At 59.2% G+C, this 15,535-nt stretch carries 16 protein-coding genes; 4 read left to right on the top strand and 12 right to left on the bottom strand.

Annotation, left to right across the window (positions count from 1 at the left end):
* Positions 1–89: 89 nt before the first annotated feature.
* The 3 genes from H8699_RS07130 to H8699_RS07120 form a co-directional block, all read right to left on the bottom strand.
* On the bottom strand, positions 90–533 hold the full coding sequence (locus H8699_RS07130; protein WP_138296264.1) for a hypothetical protein: 444 nt from the start codon (positions 531–533) through the stop codon (positions 90–92).
* A gap of 171 nt (positions 534–704) precedes the next feature.
* On the bottom strand, positions 705–2,495 hold the full coding sequence (locus H8699_RS07125) for an ATP-binding protein (protein ID WP_249285066.1): 1,791 nt from the start codon (positions 2,493–2,495) through the stop codon (positions 705–707).
* A complete protein-coding gene (locus H8699_RS07120) occupies positions 2,492–3,184 on the bottom strand; it encodes a response regulator transcription factor (RefSeq protein ID WP_138296262.1) in 693 nt (230 codons plus the stop codon). Before H8699_RS07120 ends, H8699_RS07125 begins: the two co-directional genes overlap by 4 nt.
* A 55-nt stretch (positions 3,185–3,239) precedes the next feature.
* Here H8699_RS07120 and H8699_RS12450 point away from each other — a divergent pair, with 55 nt between their 5' ends.
* From H8699_RS12450 to H8699_RS07110, 3 genes are all read left to right on the top strand, one after another.
* Positions 3,240–3,371, top strand: a complete 132-nt coding sequence (locus H8699_RS12450; RefSeq protein WP_283244165.1) for a hypothetical protein — start codon at positions 3,240–3,242, stop codon at positions 3,369–3,371.
* Positions 3,372–3,465: 94 nt separating this feature from the next.
* Complete coding sequence (locus H8699_RS07115) at positions 3,466–4,674, top strand: glucuronyl esterase domain-containing protein (protein WP_249285065.1); 1,209 nt, start codon at positions 3,466–3,468, stop codon at positions 4,672–4,674.
* Between the two features lie 46 nt (positions 4,675–4,720).
* A complete protein-coding gene (locus H8699_RS07110; RefSeq protein ID WP_249285064.1) occupies positions 4,721–6,403 on the top strand; it encodes an FAD-dependent oxidoreductase in 1,683 nt (560 codons plus the stop codon).
* Between the two features lie 72 nt (positions 6,404–6,475).
* On the opposite strand, the gene H8699_RS07105 is transcribed toward H8699_RS07110, so the two are convergent.
* Genes H8699_RS07105 through H8699_RS07075 form a run of 7 tightly spaced genes read right to left on the bottom strand, consistent with a single transcriptional unit; the run spans position 6,476 to position 13,164 of the window.
* Positions 6,476–8,230 (bottom strand): ATP-binding protein, encoded by a 1,755-nt coding sequence (locus H8699_RS07105; RefSeq protein WP_249285063.1) that lies wholly within the window; start codon positions 8,228–8,230, stop codon positions 6,476–6,478.
* A gap of 23 nt (positions 8,231–8,253) precedes the next feature.
* Positions 8,254–8,946, bottom strand: a complete 693-nt coding sequence (locus H8699_RS07100) for a response regulator (protein WP_249285062.1) — start codon at positions 8,944–8,946, stop codon at positions 8,254–8,256.
* Positions 8,947–8,969: 23 nt separating this feature from the next.
* Complete coding sequence (gene phoU / locus H8699_RS07095; protein ID WP_249285061.1) at positions 8,970–9,668, bottom strand: phosphate signaling complex protein PhoU; 699 nt, start codon at positions 9,666–9,668, stop codon at positions 8,970–8,972.
* A 39-nt stretch (positions 9,669–9,707) separates the two neighbouring features.
* On the bottom strand, positions 9,708–10,484 hold the full coding sequence (pstB, locus tag H8699_RS07090; RefSeq protein ID WP_249285060.1) for a phosphate ABC transporter ATP-binding protein PstB: 777 nt from the start codon (positions 10,482–10,484) through the stop codon (positions 9,708–9,710).
* Positions 10,485–10,496: 12 nt separating this feature from the next.
* The gene (gene pstA / locus H8699_RS07085; RefSeq protein WP_249285059.1) at positions 10,497–11,363 is read right to left on the bottom strand and encodes a phosphate ABC transporter permease PstA; all 867 of its coding nucleotides are present in this window, start codon (positions 11,361–11,363) and stop codon (positions 10,497–10,499) included.
* Positions 11,360–12,235, bottom strand: coding sequence for a phosphate ABC transporter permease subunit PstC (gene pstC, locus H8699_RS07080; RefSeq protein ID WP_249285058.1), 876 nt, complete (start codon positions 12,233–12,235; stop codon positions 11,360–11,362). Before pstC ends, pstA begins: the two co-directional genes overlap by 4 nt.
* Positions 12,236–12,258: 23 nt before the next feature.
* Positions 12,259–13,164 (bottom strand): phosphate ABC transporter substrate-binding protein, encoded by a 906-nt coding sequence (locus H8699_RS07075; RefSeq protein WP_249285057.1) that lies wholly within the window; start codon positions 13,162–13,164, stop codon positions 12,259–12,261.
* 195 nt (positions 13,165–13,359) lie between these two features.
* Here H8699_RS07075 and prmA point away from each other — a divergent pair, with 195 nt between their 5' ends.
* Positions 13,360–14,334 carry a 50S ribosomal protein L11 methyltransferase gene (gene prmA, locus H8699_RS07070; RefSeq protein ID WP_249285056.1) on the top strand — a complete coding sequence of 325 codons (975 nt, stop codon included), beginning with the start codon at positions 13,360–13,362 and terminating at the stop codon, positions 14,332–14,334.
* Between the two features lie 59 nt (positions 14,335–14,393).
* On the opposite strand, the gene H8699_RS07065 is transcribed toward prmA, so the two are convergent.
* A complete protein-coding gene (locus H8699_RS07065; RefSeq protein WP_249285055.1) occupies positions 14,394–14,969 on the bottom strand; it encodes a hypothetical protein in 576 nt (191 codons plus the stop codon).
* 41 nt (positions 14,970–15,010) lie between these two features.
* Positions 15,011–15,442, bottom strand: coding sequence for a PPC domain-containing DNA-binding protein (locus tag H8699_RS07060; protein WP_249285054.1), 432 nt, complete (start codon positions 15,440–15,442; stop codon positions 15,011–15,013).
* Positions 15,443–15,535 lie beyond the last annotated feature (93 nt).

The raw sequence follows: 15,535 nt of genomic DNA, 5'->3' as shown, positions 1-15,535 counted from the left end.
CGCCACGGGGGTATCGTACCATATCGCAAACATGAAAACAAGGGCCGTCCCCGCAGAGAGACGGCCTTTGTTAGAGAGGGTAGAACGCTTTAGGACAGGGCGCGAACGACCTGGCCCAAGCGCTGGTGGGCAAAGGGACGCTGCGCGAACGCGCGCGACAGCGGCGGCGCCTGCACGGCAATCAGCGGGACGGCGGGATACCGGGCCGCAAGCGCCTGAGTAAAGCGCGAGCCCCTGGGCGCGCCGGTCACGATCACCAGCGGATCGGCCCGGTCCACATAGGCACAGGCGCAGGCAATGGGGTCGTCATGGTAGCAGATCGCCATATCGGTCCGGTACCCCTGGGAAACCTGGCGCAGGTAACGCAGAGCCTGCGCATTGCCCTTGGCGGGGCGGCTTTTCGGCTGGATGGATACGACGGCCAGGCTGGTGTGGTTTTTCAGGGCGAGCTGGTGCCCGCGGTGGATCAACGCCTCGCAACAAAACTGATCGGTAACAAAAACCAGAACCTGTCGGTGTGAATCTGAAAACACGATGGGCCCTTCTTTCTCCTCTTATTTGCACCTATCATAAGGGGAGAAGGTGAAGGAAATATGGCTGGCGCATTAAGGTTATACTAAAAAACATAGGGCTTAGCGCAGACGGTAGCAAAACCAAAAGCGCCCGCCGGAAATCTCCGGCGGGCGCTTTGAACTTAACCTTTATTATGCTTCCGGGGGCTGCTCTTGCGTATAGTGCAGGGTAAAGGCAAAACGGCTGCCCTTTCCCGGCTCGCTATCGGCCCATATCTTTTCGCCCAGCCCGCTCATAACCTCGTAGGCGATGGCCAGGCCCAGCCCGGTCCCGGTCTTGCCCCGGGCCTTATTGACCTTATAAAACCGCTCGAACACGTGGGGCAGATCCTGCGTGCTGATGCCCACGCCGGTATCGCTGACGGAAACCTCCAGCCATTCCGGCTTTTCCACCGCCCGCACGCAGACCGTACCGCCGGTGGGGGTGTACTTCATGGCGTTGTCAATGAGGATGACCAAAATCTGTTCGACCCGGTCCGGATTGCCAAAAACCTTGGGCATGGGGTCGGGCAGCTCCAGCTCCAGGGCGATCTGCTTATCTTCGGCCTGGCTGATAAACTGCTCGGTAGCATCCGCAATGGCGTTATAAGGATCAAAAATATTCCGGCTCATGGCCGCCGTGCCCGACTGCAGGCGGCTCAACTCCAATAAGTCATTGACCAGCCGGTTCAAGCGCAGCGTTTCGCGCAGGATAATATCCAGGTAGCGCTGCTTATCTGCCTCGTTTTTGACCAGCCCCTCTTTGAGCGGCTCTACCAGCCCGCGCAGGGAGGTCAGCGGTGTTCGCAGCTCGTGGGAAACATTGGCCACGTAATCCCGCCGGGTCTGCTCCAGGCGTTCGTGGGCGGTCACATCCCGAAAAACACCCACCGCGCCGGCCACCCGGTTGCCCTCATCGGCCAAGGGAGAGGCGCTAAAGTGGATGATGATATCCTGATAGGTGATATTGCGCTCAATGGTCTGGTTATCCCGGATCACGGCGGTGATATCTCGCCATACTGAGTCCAGCGGAATCAGCAGATGGCGGGGGATGGGGGTGGTGCGCCGTTCGTTATGGAACAGCCCCAGCAGCGCGGCGTTGGAATGGGTCACCCTGCCGGTGTTGTCCACGGCGACGATGCCCTCCACCAGGCCGTTTAAAATCTGCATCAGCCGGTTGCGCTCCACCGTCATGGCGCGCAGGTTACTGCCAAGCTCGCTAGCCATGTGGTTCAGCGAGGCACCCAGCTCGCCCAGTTCGCCTTTTTTAACGGTATCCGCCCGGGCGGAAAAGTCGCCCCCCGCCATGGCCAGGGCCACATCCCGCATCTGATAGATGGGTTTGGCCAGGTGCAGGGAGAATAGGTAGGTGACCGGCACCATGAAAAACAGCACCAGCAGCGTGCTCATGATCAGCGCCTTGCTCAGATCCCCCATGGCGGACTGGATCTCGTCCATGGACTTGGCCAGCAGCACCGCGCCGATCACCTGGTCGCTCTCATCCCGAACGGGGATGCCGATGGCCAGCATGCTCTCGGAAAAGCCGGCGGGGTTGCCGGTAAAGAGGATGTCCTCTCCCGAGAGGGTCTGCTCCACCTCGGAGGACATGGCGGATAAGAACCGCTCGGCAAAGACCTGGCTTAAGTCCGGCTGGGAGGAGATGATCAGCTGCCCGCTGCTATCCACCACCCAGATGCGCGCGTCCCACCCCGCATCGTTTGAGCGCAGCATCCGGTCAAACACCGTGTAGCTGAACTGCCCGTCCAGGTATTCCACCGTCATTTGGGCAATAATTTGAGCGCGGGGTTTAAACTCCCGCGCTTTAATTTGTGTAAATATGTTTCCTGCGGCGAAGAAATAAAACGAAGCTGTCAATGTAAAGGAAACGAGTATCGTCGCCAGCACCAGACCTAAGATTCGTTTTAAAAAAACGCTGCGTATCATGCGAGAACCTCAAATTTATAGCCCACGCCGTACACCGTCAAAATGCTAAAGACGTTGTTCTGGGGCAGCTTTTGGCGGATGCGCTTGATATGGGTATCCACCGTGCGGGTATCGCCGAAGTAATCGTACCCCCAAACCTGGGAGAGGATCTGCTCGCGCGAGAACACCCGCCCGGGCTGCGAGGCCAGCAGATGGAGGATCTCCACCTCTTTGGGCGTGCTGGGGATGACCTGATCGTTCAGCTTGATCTGATACTGCTGCAAGTTGATCTCCAGCGGGCCAAAGGTCAATATCTCAGTGGCGGCACGCTTGCCATTTTCGCCGATGCGCCGCAGCACTGCTTTGATGCGGGCCAATACCTCGCGGGGGCTAAAGGGCTTGACGATGTAATCATCCGCGCCCAGTTCCAGCCCCAGGATTCGGTCGACCTCCTCGCTGCGCGCCGTCAACATAATGATGGGCAGCTGGCTGGAGGTGCGGATCTCGCGGCAAACGTCAATACCGCTGCGCTTGGGCATCATCAGATCCAAAACCATCAGGTCCGGATGCTCCTCGTGTACCATGCGCAGGCCTTCCTCGCCGTCGTAGGCAGAAATATGCGAATACCCTTCTGCATCCATGTAGATACCCAGGGATTCATGTACCACGGGATCATCGTCACAGATCAGGATGAGTGGATTCTGACTCATGTTATCACCAAACCTTTCCGTTTCATTATATCCAAGGATTAGGGGGAAAAGCAAGATGCATATCGTATTCATGCAGAAAGAATCTAACGGTGTCGCAGGTGAATTTGAACGCCATAAGGCAGCGCCACGCTGGCGCCATATTAATTGGGAAATTATGTCTTTGCAATTTGAAAGGACGATTGCATAATCGGCAAAAAGTGTTATAATCTTAGTAACAGATTAGGGCCGGCCCTTTGCCAGGGCCATATAAGCCCAGCAGGATAAACGGAGGGGGAATGAGGATGAAAGAAAGATGGATGGCGCAATATGCGCTAAAAGCGCCCTGCGCGCAGCTGCCGGATCCCTTTATCCGGCCAGACGGCACCCGCCTGAACCGGCCGGAGGAGTGGCCGGCCCAGCGGGCATACTGGAAAAAGATGCTGCAGGATATGCTCTATGGAACCATACCGCCGCCGCCGGGCAATACGAAGGGCGAGGTCGTGGAAATGCAGGCGACTTTTGGCGGCGCGGCCCTGCGGCAGACGGTGCGCATCACCTGCGGCCCGCAAGGGGAGGTCGCGCTGCAGGCCAAGATCCTGCGGCCCAACCGGCCGGGGCGTTTTCCAGCCATTATCCGCACGGCGTTTGACCGGCAGACGCCCTTTCCCGACGAGGAGAAGGCCGTTGCCAGGGGCTATGTACTGGCCGAGTACAGTTGTTTTGACCTGGCGCCGGACAGCGGCATGGAAAACCGGGCCATCACGAAGGAGGCGTTTGCCGCCTGCCCGCTGGCAAAAGCCTATCCGGGCTACACCTGGAAGGCCATCGCCATGTGGGCCTGGGGGCAGAGCCGGGTGGCGGATTACCTTTGCACCACCGATTATGTGGACGCGCAAAAGCTGGTGACCACGGGCTGCTCCCGGGCGGGCAAGGTGGCGCTGTGCGCCGCGGCCAATGACGAGCGCTTTGCCATCTGCGCCATCAGCGCCTCGGGCTGCGGAGGCGGCGGATGCTTCCGCTTTATGGGCGGGCGCATGGGCGAAGGGACGGGGTTATACGAGAGCCTGGGGGATATGATCCGTCCGTCGAAATTCTGGTTCTGGTTCCTGGAGGAGCTGGGCGCAGCCTATGGCGACCAGCAGGGGACGCGCGGCCTGGGCCGGGAGGACTACCTGCCCTTTGACCTGCATATCGCCCGGGCGCTGGTGGCGCCCCGGCCCACCATCACCACTGAGGCGCTAGACGATATTTACGCTAACCCCTACGGCACGTATGTCACCTGGCGCGCGGCGGAAGAGGTCTACCGCTTTTTGGGTGCGGGCGGTAAAAACGCCATCCACTACCGGGAGGGCGGGCACGGCTTTACCGCGCAGGATGCGGGCGTGATGCTGGACTTTTTTGACAATACCTTTTTTGATAAGGGGATCAATGCGGCCTACAAGACCGTGGCGCCGGGGGAGGATCCTTTATCGCCCGCGCTGCACTATACCTGGCGCGCGCCCCAACTGTGAGCTAAACAGCGGTTTTCCGCTTAAGAATAGGAAGGAGAGTCATGTGATGAAAGTATTGATCGTAGGCGGTGTGGCCGGCGGGGCTTCCGCTGCCGCGCGGCTGCGCAGGCTGGATGAAAAGGCGCAGATCATCGTATTTGAACGGGGAGAGTATGTATCCTTTGCCAACTGCGGCCTGCCCTACTATATCGGCGGGGAGATCGCGGAAAAGGGCGATTTGACGCTGCAGACCCCCGCCAGCTTTAAGGCCCGTTTTAACGTGGATGTGCGGGTAAACAGCGAGGTGACCGCCGTCCACCCGGAGCAGAAAAAGGTAAGCGTGCGCACCGCCCAGGGGGAATATGAGGAAGCGTATGATAAGCTCATCCTCTCGCCGGGCGCGGCGCCGGCGGTGCCGCCCATCCCGGGTACGGATCTTGAGGGCGTGTTTACGCTGCGCAACATCCCGGACACCGAAAAGATCAAAAATTATGTGGAGAAGCATCAGCCCAAGACCGCCTGCATCGTGGGCGCGGGCTACATCGGCCTGGAATTGGCCGAGAACTTGATGGCGCTGGGGCTGCAGGTAACGGTTGCGGAGATGGCGGACCACGTGATCGCCCCATTGGATTACGATATGGCCTGCGATGTGCACACCTACGCCCGTAAAAAAGGCCTGAACCTGATCCTGGGCGCGGGCGTGGAGGGGATTGCACCCAAAGCGCAGGGCGGCCTTGAGGTAGCCCTTACCGGCGGCAGCGTGGAGGCGGAGCTGGTCATCCTCTCTGTGGGGGTGCGGCCGGATACGGCGCTGGCGAAGGAAGCGGGCCTGGCCTGCAATGCCCGGGGCGCTATCTTGGTGGACGACCGGATGCGCACCAGCATAGAGGATATTTACGCCGTGGGCGACGCCATCGAGATCGTCAACTTCGTCACCAGGGAAAAGGGCTACGTGCCCCTGGCCGGCCCGGCCAACAAGCAGGGCCGCATCGCCGCGGACAATATCTGCGGGCTGGAGAGCCGTTACAAGGGCACCCAAGGCTCCTCGGTACTCAAATTATTTGATATGACCGTGGCCATGACCGGGGTCAACGAGAGATCGGCCCGGGCCGCGGGGTTAAATTACGACAAGGTCTATACCTTTTCGGCCTCCCATGCCGCTTATTATCCCGGCGGGCACGGCATGAGCATCAAGACCCTGTACGAAAAGGGCACCGGGCGCATCCTGGGCGCGCAGATCGTGGGCTTTGACGGGGTGGATAAGCGGTGCGACGTGCTGGCCACCGCTATCCGCGCGGGGATGACGGCCTATGACTTGACGGAGCTGGAGCTTTGCTACGCCCCGCCCTTTGGCTCGGCCAAGGACCCGGTGAACTTTGTGGGCTATGTGATCGAGAATACCCTAAGTGGCAAAGTGAAAAACTTCTTCTGGCACGATGTGGCGGATCTGCCGCGGGATGGCAGCGTGCAGCTGTTGGACGTGCGCACGGCCTCTGAGCGCAAGCGCGGCTTTATTGAAGGGTTTATGCACATCCCGGTGGATGAGCTGCGGGAGCGGGCGCAAGGGGAGCTGGATACGGCGAAACCCGTATACGTACACTGCCACAGCGGCCTGCGCAGCTATATCGCCTGCCGGATGCTGGCCGGGATGGGGTATGACTGCTATAATCTCTCGGGCGGCTGGCGTCTGTACGATAGCGTGATGAACGACCACCGGGCCAAGGATCACGGCTGTTACGACCCGAAGTAAACGGCATCATCAAAAGGCCGGGCGATCAAATCGCCCGGCCTTTTGCTCGGCTTCAAACAGATTGCAGTGCGCTTACCGGTTGCCGGCCAGCGGCAATTCCACGGTAAAGGTCGTCCCCTCGCCCTGAACGCTGTTAAAGTAAATATCCCCGCCGTAGAGCGATACCAGATGCTTGACGATGGAAAGGCCCAGACCGGTGCCGCCCATCTCGCGGGAGCGGCCCTTATCCACCCGGTAGAACCGCTCGAAAATGCGGCTCTGATGTTCGGGGGCGATGCCGATGCCCGTATCGCTGACCGTAAGGCGCGCACGGCCGCCCAGCACGGCGACCTGCACGTGCACGGCGCCGCCCTCCCGGTTATACTTGATGGCGTTATCCACCAGATTGATCACCAGCCGCCGGATGCGCCCGGAGGGGGCCTGCACGATGGCCTGCCCTTCAAGGGTGAGGGAGAGGGAAACCGCGCGGCTCTCTGCCTGGCTGCGCAGCAGAGCGATGGCCTGGCTGGCCTGCTCGCCCAGGTCGCAGGTTTCCTCGCCGATCTCTTTGTCGTGCTCGATCTCGGCCAGGGAGAGCAGGTCGTCGATCAATGCCTGCAGCCGCTCGCTTTGCAGGTCCATGATCTCCAGCATCTCCTCTTGCAGCTGCTCGTCCATGGGGCGGATAGTGCGCAAGGTCTCGATCGTTGCGCGGATGGAGGTAAGCGGGGTCTTGAGCTCGTGGGTAACGTTGGATACGAACTCCGTGCGCATCTGCTCCAGCTTTTTGAGCGCGGTAATATCCTCGCATACCAGCACGGCGCCGGTGGCGGGGGCCCCTTCCTGGGTAAAGATGGGGGCGGTGTAAAGCGCCAATGCCTTTTCGCCGATCTCATACTCCTGTGAATCGGGGCGGCCCTGGGAGAGGGTTTCGTGCATCATCTGGGCCACTTCGGGACGGCGCACCCAATCGTTTAACGGGGCGTGGAGCGGCGGCAGCTGATGAAGAGAAAAGATGCGCTGCGCCTCCCGGTTGATCAGCAAGATGCCGCCGGCCTGGTCGATGGCGATGATGCCGGCGGGCGTGCTTTGCAGGATCGAGTCCAGCTGGGCGTTTTGCAGCCGCTCGTGCTCGATCACCTGCTGCAGCTGCGCCGCCATCCCGTTAAAATCCTGCGCCAGCAGGCCGATCTCGTCCGCCTCTGCAGGGGCGCGGTGGCCGTATTCCCCGTCGGCTATGGCGCGGGTGGCCTTGCGCAGCCGGATGATGGGGGCGATAAAGTGCGAGCCTAAAGGGATGCTCAGCAGCACCGCTACCACCAGCCCCAGCAGGCAGCTGAGCGCCGTCCAAAGCAGAATGGCGTTTTCCGTGCGGCGCAGCTCATCCATCAGGATCGCCAGGCGCACGATGCGCGAACCGTCCGGCGTGGCGGTGGCCACGTACAAAAAGGTGTGGCGCACGGTCTCGCTAAAGCGCAGGTCGGCGCCCTGGCCGCTTTGCAGGGCCTGCTGCACCTCGGGCCGGGTCAAATGGTTTTCCATCTCCCCGGCCACCGCGTCAGAATCGGCCAGCACCGCGCCGGTCCGGTCGATGACTGTGATGCGATAGGGGATATCCGGGTTGCCGTCCGCCGCGTTGAGCTGGGCCGCCCAGTTTTCGATCCTTTCGGGCAGGGCGTCTGCGTCAAGGCTGCCGGCCTCGTAGGCGATCAGGCGCGCCTGATCGCTCATGCGGGTGGCAGCGGCGTCCCGGTCCAGCCGCATCACGCTTAAGGAAATGAAAACCCCGGAAAATAAGGTGACGATGAGCACGATGGCCATCGTCATAATAAACAGTTTTTTGCGCATGGTGATCCCTCTTTTTTACGCCGTTATTCGCCGCGCAGCCGGTAACCTACCCCGCGCACGGTCTGGATGCAATCCTCCCCGCAGGCCTCCACGATCTTTTTGCGCAGGTTGGCGATATGCATATCTACCGTGCGGGTGCCGCCTGTAAAGTCAAACCCCCAGATCTTTTCCAGCAGCTGATCCCGGGACTGGGCCCAGGTGGGATGCTCTAAAAACTGGCGCAGCAGGTCAAACTCCTTGGGGGAAAGGTCCAGCCGCCCGTCTGAGCAGTAGGCCTGATGCTGGGAGAGGTTGACCGAGAGCAGCCCGTATGTCAGCCATTGATCCATCGAGGCGGGCTGCATATGCGCCCGGCGCAGCAGCGCCTTGACTCGCGCCAGCAGCTCGCGCAGGCTAAAGGGCTTGGTCATATAATCGTCCGCGCCGATCTCCAGCCCCAGCACCCGGTCGAACTCCTCGCTTTTTGCAGTCAACATCAATATGGGCAGCGTGCTGCAGGCGGGCGTCTCCCGGACGCGGCGGCAGACCGTCAGGCCATCTATGCCCGGCAGCATCCAGTCCAGCACCAGCAGATCCGGCCAATCCGCCTTGAGGCGGGGGAGAAAATCCTCGCCGCTTTGAAAAACGGCGACCTGGTAACCCGCCGCTTCCAGATTGATCTGCAAAAGCCGGGCGATTGCGCCCTCATCTTCCACCACGGCGATCCATTCTTTCATAGCAACGCTCCTTTAAGCCCGGTTTATTGTTCCCCGGTGGGCAGCTCCTGCTGGGCGGCCTCGTGCAGCTCCTTATCCTGGGGATGCACGCCGGTGACCAGGTAGATCACCCACTCGGCGATGTTGGTGGCATGGTCGCCCATGCGCTCCAAATACTTGGCGATAAACAGGAAATCCACCGCCTGGGCCACGCTCTCGGGATGCTCGCGCATCATGTGGGTCAGTTCCATCAAGATTCGCTCAAAGGCGGCGTCCATCTCGTCGTCCCGCAGGGTGACCGCCATGGCCAGGTGCTGGTCCTTTTGGATATAAGCGGAGATGGAATCCCGCACCATGGAGGTGGCCAGCTCCGCCATGCGGGGAATATCCACCAGAGGCTTGATATACGCCTGCCCGGCCAGGCGCAGCACGATCTCGCCGATATCCGTGGCCCCGTCCGAGATGCGCTCTAAATCGGTGATGACCTTAAGCGCGGCGCTGACGGCGCGCAGATCCCGCGCCAGCGGCTGGTGCCGGGCCAGAATGTTCAGGCACCGGTGCTCGATGGCGCGCTCCAATTCATCCACCACGTCGTCCCCGGCGATGACGGAGCGAGCCAGCGCCGCATCCTGCCGGTTTAGCGCCTGGATGGATTCCTCGATAGCGGTTTCTGCGCGGGTGGCCATTTCCACCAAGTCCTGGTGGAGTTGATCTAAATCATGGGTTAAAGTTAAACGGACCATGGTTAAACTCCTTCTTTATTCTACAAAATCGCTGAAAAATCAGCCAAAACGGCCGGTGATGTAATCTTCGGTGCGCTGATCCTGCGGGGTCTGGAAGATCGCGTCCGTTTCGCCGGACTCGATGATCTCGCCCTTGAGGAAGAACGCGGTCTTATCGCTGATGCGGCCGGCCTGCTGCATGTTATGGGTCACGATGACGATGGTGTATTTCTCCTTGAGCTCGACGATCAGATCCTCAATCTTCTGGGTCGAGATGGGGTCAAGGGCGCTGGTGGGCTCATCCATCAGCAGCACCTCGGGCTCCACGGCCAGCACGCGGGCGATGCACAGGCGCTGCTGCTGCCCGCCGGAAAGGGAGAGTGCGTTTTTGCGCAGGCGGTCGTGCACCTCGTCCCACAGGGCGGCGCCCTTCAGGCTCTTTTCCACGATGGCGTCCAGACGCTTGCGATCCTTAATGCCGTGGATGCGCGGGCCGTAGGCGATATTGTCGTAAATCGACATGGGGAAGGGGTTGGGCTTTTGGAACACCATGCCCACCCGCTTGCGCAGCAGGGCCACGTCCGTGCCCTTGGCGTAAATATCCTCGCCCTCAAAGGTGACCTTGCCCTGGATGCGCACATCCTCGATCAGATCGTTCATGCGGTTGAGGGTTTTTAAAAAGGTGGATTTGCCGCAGCCCGAAGGCCCGATCAGCGCCGTGACCTCGTGGGCGCGGATGGCCAGATTCACGTTTTTCAGCGCATGCACCTGCCCGTAATAAAAATCCAGATTTGTAGCTTCCATGATGGCAAAATTGCTGCCTGTCTGCTCGTTCATGGCGATGCCTCCTTAAACTTCTTTCTTGCGGCGCCGGAACACCGGCTCGCCGGTCAGCCGCTTGCGCAGTGCCGAGGCCACAAAGGAGGCCAGGGCGTTGAGCAGGGCGATGACCACCACCAGCACCGTGGCTGTGGCAAAGGCCTCATCCTGAGAGAGCCCCTCTTTCGCCAGCAGGTAAAGGTGTACGGCCATGGAACGGGTGGACTCGCCTAAACCGGCCGGCACCTGGGCTACCGTGCCGGCCGTGTAGTAAACGGCGGCGGATTCGCCCATCACCCGCCCCATGGCCAGGATCACCGCGGCCAAAATGCCGGGGATGGCCGAGGGCAGCACCACCTTGAAAAGGGTGCTCAGCTTATTGGCCCCCAGCGCCAGGCTGCCCTCCCGGTAACTGATGGGCACGGTGCGCAGGCTCTCCTCCGTGGTGCGGATGATCAGCGGCAGAATCATGATGCTTAAGGTCAGCGCGCCGGAGAGCAGGGACATCTTAAAGCCCAGGAAGGTGACGAAAAAGGTATAGCCAAACAGGCCGTACAGGATGGAGGGGATGCCCGCCAGGCTCTCGACGCCAAAGCGGATGGTGGCAAGCCCCCGCCCGCCCTTGGCGTATTCCGCCATGTAGATGGCGGCAAACACGCCGATGGGCACCGCAAACAGCAGCGTCAGGCCGATCAGCAGCAGCGAGCCGCCGATGATGGGGGCGATGCCGTTTAGGTCCAGACCGGGCTTGTAATCCGTACTTAAAAATTCCCAGTTGATGGCGGGCAGGCCACGGGAGATGACGTAGACCAGCAGCAGCACCAGAAATAAGATCGTGATGATGGCGCAGGCCCAGATGATGAACTTGACCAGGGAGTCCTTGACTTGCGTGCTCATGATTTATCCTTCTTTCCGTGCGCCAGCCGATGGGCGACCAGATTGATGATGACGATGAAGGCTAAAAGCACAAGGCCGGTGGCATACAGCGCCTGCTCGTGCAGCCCGGAGGCATAGCTCAGCTCCAGGGCGATATTCGCCGTCATCGGCCGGACGGGGTCCAGCAGCGAGGTGGGGAAAAAGGCCCGGTTGCCCGCCACCAGGATAACGGCCATGGTCTCGCCGATGGCCCGGCCCACCGCCAGCACGATAGCGGTCAAAATACCGCTTTTGGCCGCCGGAAGGGTGACCCGCATCAGCGTTTGCATGGGGGAGGCGCCAAGGGCCAGACTGCCCTCCTGGTACTCCTTGGGGACGGCACGCAGCGCCGTTTCGCCAATGCTGATGACCGTAGGAAGGATCATCACGGCCAGGATGATGATAACGGCCAGGGCACTGTTGCCCGTGCCGCCGAAGACCTGGCTGATCAGGGGCACCAGCACGACCATGCCGAAAAAGCCGAAGACCACCGAGGGGATGCCGGCCAGCAGGTTGGTCAGCGGACGGACGAGCTTGGCCAGCCGGGCCGGGGCTACCTGGGCCAGAAACATGGCGGTGAAGATGCCGATCAGGCTGCCGATCAACACCGCGCCCGCGGTGCATAGGAAGGAGGCCACGATCATGGGGGCGATGCCGTACAGGTCGGCGCTGGGTTTCCAGGTATCGCCAAAGAGGATGGGGCCAAGGCCCAGCTCCTGGAACGCGGGCAACCCCTGGATGATGAGGAAGATGACGATGACGGCTAGCGCAATGAGGGATATCCATGCGCAAAGGCGGAAGAAACCTTCCGCCACCGCCGGTACCGCTTTTTGATTAAACTTTCGGCCGCGCATATTTTTCGTACCTTTCTTGAGGCTTATTTTGCCAGGATGAAGCCCTTGTCAGTTACGACCTTCTGGCCTTCTTCGCTCATGGCATAGTCGATCAGTGCCTGGGCATCCGCGCTGGGCGCACCCTTGGTGACCAGCAGCAGCGGGCGGGAGATCTTGTAGGTGCCTGCCTGTACGTTCTCCTCAGTGCAGGCCACGCCGTCCACTTCCAGAGCCGTTACGGCGCTGGCGTCCAGCGAACCTAAGGAGATGTAGCCGATGGCATTTTCTTTAGAGGAAACGTTCTGCGCCAGAGCGTTGGTAGAATCCGAAACGATGGCCTTGCTCTCGTCCACCACGGATACGGTCTTATCATTCTGCTTCTCGGTCAGGTTGCAAAGCTCTTCAAAGGCGTCGCGCGTGCCGCTGCCCGCCTCGCGGATGGCCAGCAGAATCTCCTGATCGTTGCCGCCAACGTCCTTCCAGTTGGTGATCTCGCCTTTGAAGATCTTGGAGATCTGGTCGACCGTCAGGTTCTTGACCGGATTTTTGGTGTTGACGATCACCGCGATGCCGTCAAGGGCCAGGGTCTGGGTTTCGAGGCCGGAATCCAGCTCTTCCTGCTTCAGTTCGCGCGAGCTCATGCCGATGTCCGCAGAGCCATCCTGCGCCGCTTTGATGCCGGCGGAAGAACCGTTGCCCTGCACCTGCACTTTAACGCCGGTCTCGCTGGTGTATTTGTCGCCGATAGCGGTCATCAGCGGCTCGACCGAGGTGGAACCGATCACGTTTAGGGTGACGTTGCTCGATGCCCCGGAAGAGGCGGAGCCGGAAGCCGACGACGAGGCGGAAGCGCTGGAAGATGCGTCGTTATTGGAAGCGCAACCCGTCAGACCCAAGGTGGCGAACATTGCCGCGGCGGCCACAAGCGCCGCAATTTTTTTCATGCTCATTTGTTTTTCCTCCTATCTCTGTTTCACGGTTTTTACAATAAAGGCTTTCTGTCAAGAACGTTTCTTGACAATGTCAAGCTTTTGTAAAGGTTGGAAAAATATACATCCGCCGCCCGCTTTTGCCGTAAAAAACACGCAGGGCGGCGTTTTTATGCTAAAATAGGTAGGAATCGCAAGTGAGGAGGAAAAAGGGTAATGGATTGGCTTAGGATCTCGGTCTTTACAACGGCCCGGGGGATGGACCTGGTCTGCGCCGCGCTGAGCGCCGTGGGGATCGATCAGGTTGAATTGCTGGAAGGGGCCGAGCAGATCGGTGAATTTTTGCAAGAGGTATCCGAACAGTGGGATTTTGCCGACCCCAGGGCTTTACAGCAGGGCGATGGGAGGCCTTGCGTGCGCATTTACGCGCCGGATAGCGCGGATGGGGAGCAGACACTGCAAAAGGTGCGCAGCCGCATGGCCTGGCTGCAGGGGCAGGACGTGGGCGTGGACTTAGGCGAACTGATGGTGGAAGTGCAAAAGGTGCACGAGGAAGATTGGGCCAATAACTGGAAGAAGTATTATAAGCCCCTGCCGATCGGCAAGCGCCTGCTGATCAAGCCCGAGTGGGAAACGGTGGCGGATGACGAGGGGCGCATTGTTTTGGAGATGAACCCGGGCATGGTCTTTGGCACCGGCACGCACCAGACCACCCAGCTTTGCTTGATGGCCCTGGAAAAGCGGGTGAAGCCCGGCATGCAGGTACTGGACCTGGGCTGCGGCAGCGGTATTCTCTCCATCGCCGCGCTGCTGCTGGGGGCCGGGCACGCCACTGCCGTGGATATCGACCCCATCGCGGAGGATATCGCCTACGAGAATGCGGCCATGAACGGGATCGGCAAGGATCGGTATACGGTCAAGATCGGGAATATTTTGCAGGATAAAGCGCTGATCCAAGAGGTGGGGGAGGGCTACCCCATCGTGGTGGCCAATATCATTGCGGATGTGATCATCGGGCTTACCCATATCGTGCCGGACAAGCTGGCCCCGGGCGGCTGCCTGATCGCCTCAGGCATCATTAAAGACCGGGCGGTGGAAGTGTGCGAGGCCATCCGCGCAGCGGGGCTAACGGTTAAAGAACAACTGGTCAAAGACGAATGGGTAGCCATCGTGGCGGAAAAAACCATATAGAACTGTTGAAAAGCAAGACCCTTCGCAGGATGCGAAGGGTCTTGCTTATAGTTGTCTATTTATCCTTTGATATTTTCGGGCAATGGCGGAAGGTATTTAGAAAAAACATCGATATATCGCGTGTGGAAGGAGACGCTCGTGACTTCAGAATACATGATTTTATACGCCTCATCCTGCCAAATTCCGTCCGCATTAAAGTGTCGGAACCAAAGATGACTTCTACAAACCTTTTCAATATGCCCGATATAGAATCCGGCGTCTGCATACTCCCGGTCGTCCGGATCCCTTTCGTCTTCTATGATGATATTGATCGCCATTTTTTTCAGCGAGTGGAAAATACTTTCCCAACTTGTTAGGTCAAGTGCGGGTATCACGATTTGATCAATGAGTCCTTCTTGAATATCGATTAAATTACAAAGCGAATCTCTTATTTTGACCGCAGTTACGTCGCGGAAACGTCGTATGGTATAGCCGTCTAATTCAAAATCATTTTCCACAGCACCCAAAAAGAAACGATCGTTCATAAGTAAAGGATAGTAGAGATAGGATTTAGTCTCATATTTCATGTTGAAATAACAGGGCTTTCGCTTCTCAATGCATTCAAGTACCTGAGCCTTTATATCGCCTTTGGTCATGGGGGCCCTCCTTAAACTGTACTTAAAGAGCAATACACCCTTTATTTTTCGTGCAATTCATTGATCCCTTTATCGTTTTTAAGCCGGGTAAGCGCCGGGCTTTTCCAGGCCTCCAGCACGATCTCGCACAGGTAAAGGGTGATGCAGCCCGGCTCCAAATGCCCGCCGACCGCCTTTTCCGCATCCGAAAAAACGGCGTGCAGATGGGGGACGCCATCGGCGATCATACCTTGGATGGCGCACACTTCCAGCGCCGTATCCTCCCAAACGGGATATTTTTCCACCGGCGGGTAACCCGTAGTCGTGACCATGTGCAAAACCGCATGGGATACCGTGCCGATGCCCGAGACCACGGCCCCGTCCCGGATACCGTTTTCCCATATCACCTGATTGATGCTCCCCAGCACATCATCGCCTTGATCCAGGCGGATCAGGTACCGATCCACATCGCCCACGCGCTTGAAAACCTCCATTTTTGCCACCTCCTGTTGTTTCCATTATAGATGCGATAGCGGGATAAAGTAAATGTCTGTAGTACAATAAAAAAGCGGGACGCTAACTGCGCC

Source organism: Luoshenia tenuis, assembly GCF_014384745.1.
GTDB lineage: Bacteria > Bacillota > Clostridia > Christensenellales.
The sequence above is the reverse complement of the archived record's forward strand: the minus strand, read 5'-3'. Positions and strand labels throughout refer to the sequence as shown.